Source organism: Bilophila sp. (assembly GCF_057864385.1).
In genome coordinates this window covers 1-3,157 of sequence record NZ_DBMAFI010000132.1, presented here as the reverse complement: position 1 = coordinate 3,157, position 3,157 = coordinate 1, and the positions used below count along the sequence as shown (strand labels likewise).

At 57.2% G+C, this 3,157-nt stretch carries 3 protein-coding genes and 1 pseudogene; 1 reads left to right on the top strand and 3 read right to left on the bottom strand.

Translation table 11 applies throughout. The annotated features are described in order from the left end of the window. Positions 1 to 187: 187 nt before the first annotated feature. Positions 188 to 346, bottom strand: coding sequence for a hypothetical protein (locus tag ACZM8Y_RS17980; RefSeq protein WP_487480282.1), 159 nt, complete (start codon positions 344 to 346; stop codon positions 188 to 190). A 312-nt stretch (positions 347 to 658) separates the two neighbouring features. On the opposite strand from ACZM8Y_RS17980, the gene ACZM8Y_RS17975 reads away from it, so the two are divergent. Next, positions 659 to 1,627 carry an exodeoxyribonuclease VII large subunit gene (locus ACZM8Y_RS17975; RefSeq protein WP_482334808.1) on the top strand — a complete coding sequence of 323 codons (969 nt, stop codon included), beginning with the start codon at positions 659 to 661 and terminating at the stop codon, positions 1,625 to 1,627. Positions 1,628 to 1,827: 200 nt separating this feature from the next. On the opposite strand, the gene ACZM8Y_RS17970 is transcribed toward ACZM8Y_RS17975, so the two are convergent. Both ACZM8Y_RS17970 and ACZM8Y_RS17965 read right to left on the bottom strand, forming a co-directional pair. Continuing rightward, a complete protein-coding gene (locus ACZM8Y_RS17970) occupies positions 1,828 to 2,085 on the bottom strand; it encodes a hypothetical protein (protein ID WP_479858883.1) in 258 nt (85 codons plus the stop codon). A 700-nt stretch (positions 2,086 to 2,785) separates the two neighbouring features. Beyond that, positions 2,786 to 3,157: pseudogene (locus ACZM8Y_RS17965) on the bottom strand (outer membrane homotrimeric porin); the annotation flags it as partial.

Here is a 3,157-nt window from a genome sequence, read left to right as displayed (position 1 = left end):
CTACTCGATATGATAAGCTGGCCATAACTTTTAAAGCATCTGTCATGCTGGCATCATGCCTTATTTGGCTCCAGTAAACTATTTAGGGACAGCCCCTAGGCCGTGTCGTCGTTTTACATGCAATTATTTGAAACTATTAAAAACAATCTTTTTATAGCTTGAAAAATAACTAAATAATTTCAATAGGTTATATCAAACTGACGACACGGCCTAGAAAACGGTTGATGTTTTTTCCTTGAAATTCCAAAGGAATAACCGGTAAAAGGCATTGGGCATGGATTCCGCCGATGGGAAAACCGGAGAAAAAGGCCGCATGTTCACCGCGTTGTGAAGATGAAACAACCACATGCCATGACAGAGCCTTTTCCTTTGCTTTTCACGCCGCCGTACCGCCACGATCCACACAGGAAGACAGAGGTGTCCCCCGCCAGCCCGGCCCCTCTCTTCATGGAGCCGCAGCCCGTTACAGCGGGGCCCTCTTTTTATTCGGACACGTAGCCGTCAAAGGCAGCATCCCCGGATGGGCTTACGCCCTTCCCTTATGGCGGGTTCCATGCCCGTATGCCATGTTCCGCCGGGGATGCCGTTTCCCCCGTGCGGGTTGACTCGACCGGGAAACCATGCTGAACATTTCGCAACGCCTTTCGGAGAATCCAATATGCCAATGCCCACGATGCCGTCTTTGTCCGTTGCCCGCCTGAGTTCCGTTTTCGAGGATATGGCGGGGACTGCCCTCAAAAACGCCGTAGACAGCTCCAGCAGCGTCTTCAGGACGCAGGGGATCATCGGGGACTGGACTGCCAAAAGGACATTCTGGAATGGTGTCCATTACGGCATTGAACTCACCGACGAGGGAAAAAGCATCTGTGTGGATCTGCCGCTTGAGGCCATTCAAAGCGGGGGCATACGGCCGGGGGATCGCGTTGATGTCCTCGGCACCCCGGTGGTGTATTTGAAGAAATCCGTCGTCCTCTTCAAACTCCATGTCCATGCGGCCTCGGTCATTGAGGCTTCCGGGGGAGGACGCGGCCAAGAGCCCCCTCAAGATGTTGAAGGGACGATCAGCCACCTCAAGGAACTTGGCTTTAAAAGGATACCCTTCCCGAACCGGGTGACCGCCATCTCCGTGATCCATTCCAAGTCCCATGCCGCCAACGTCTTCGCCGACTTCAGGAACGAGCTTGATCTGAAAAACGTCAACGTGGAATCCCTGCCGACCTCCATGACGGATCCGTCCGCCATAGCACGGGCGATAGATCAGGCAGGCGGCAATGTCGTCGTGCTGATACGCGGGGGTGGAGGCGACGCCGAGTTTACCACATTCCAGCACGAATACGTCGTCAAGGCCCTTGCGCGTAAAGCGGCGCACAGGATCACCGGCCTCGGCCACTCCGGCAACCTGACGTATGCGGACATCATAGCGGATTTCTGCACGACGACGCCCACCAGCGCCGGAGCCTACGTCCGGGAACAACTGATCCGTACCTACACCATGAGGCAAACGGAAAGGGAGGCCCTCGAAGAACAGGCCGCGCTCATCAAGGCACTGCGGATCAGCAAACTGAAATGGATGTTCATCGCCCTCGCGGGAATGGCCTTGGCGGGGTATCTGGGGCTGTTCCGCTAGGTTATGGGACACGATGGGAGGGCTGCGACGGCGGCGTGCCCATGAGCTTCGGCGGAAAAGCCCAAGCTCTGGGCGGGCACCAACAGGGAGGCCCTCGAAGAACAGGCCGCACTCATCAAGGCACTGCGGATCGGCAAGCTGAAATGGATGTTCATTGCCCTCGCGGGGATGGCCTTGGCGGGGTATCTGGGGCTGTTCCGCTAGGTTATGGGACACGACGGGAGGACTGCGACGGCGGCGTGCCCCTGAGCTTCGGCGGAAAAGCCCAAGCTCTGGGCGGACACCAACGTGGTACGCGACAGAGCGCCGGGGATCGGTTCCCTGCGCCCTAGCTGGCGGGCAGCGTGATACGCAGCGCCGTGCCCTGCACCGGGAAGGAAGGCCCATACCGCCATCGCCGCAAAGCCTGAGGGCGGTCGGAGGGACAGCATCTTCCGCCGGAGAAATGAATGCTTCACCAAGCGCTTCCAAGTCACACCGTTAATTAGATATAATCCATTGAAATTATTCAACTATTTTCAAATCACAAAAGATTGTTTTCGATAATTTCAAATAGTTACATATAAAATAACGACACAACCTAGAGTGAACAGACGGAGAAACTCCCCGGCGGGGCCCGGCATACTTCGCCGCCACCTTGCTGCGGGGTGGGGATTGGGAAACACCCCGGTGGGGGGGTACTCTGGAAGAACAGCTCCAGATGTTCGACGCCTCATTGCCCCCCCGGAGAGGGATACCCTTAGCACCGCTCAAATCATCCGCGTATGCCGCCACCCTAGCCAGTAAAGGCCGATCTCAGCGCCCCGCCCCACTGCCGGGGTGAGCTCTCGGAGCCCCCCATTGCCGAAAAAAGGCCGCACGCACCGGCATGGCAAAAGAAAATCCCCTCTTCCCACGGTACCGGGCGGACGGCCTAACTCCGCCCTATGCTGGATTGACGCCGCCCCGGTTCCCACAAAAAACAGACTCCCCGCCATTGCGCAGAGCGTCCGTTTTCGACATCGCATCGCCGGGGTTCCGCCGGGCCGTTCCCAGACCCGGCGGCTTGCTCCATCCCACAAGGGGAAGCGGAAGCCCCGGCAAACCCGATAGAGGCACCATCTCCGAACGTTGAAACGCGGAGCCTTCACCGGAGGAAAGGCGAAGGCCCCGGTTCGCCTAGAACTTGTAGCCGATGCTGAAGGTGCCCTTGAAGTTGTTTTCCTTCGCCTCGTAGCCCACGCCCCTCCACAAATCCTTGTCGAGATCAAGGCGGATGTAGCCGAGCTCCACGAACAGCGAGAGGTTCTCATACAGCTTATATTCCGTATCCAAGTTCACTTCCACGGCCTTGTCACCCGTGGTCAGGTAGATCATGCTGTACTGGGAGTCCTGCGGGTCGGAGATCATCTTGTTCCGCACCATTTCCCTATTGTTCGTGCCCTGATAGTACACGACGCGCAGAACATGGGAGAGATCTTCCATAAACGAGATGTCCTTCACTCGGCCCATGACCGCCCATGTGCCGGAGATGCCGTAGCCCATCGTCTG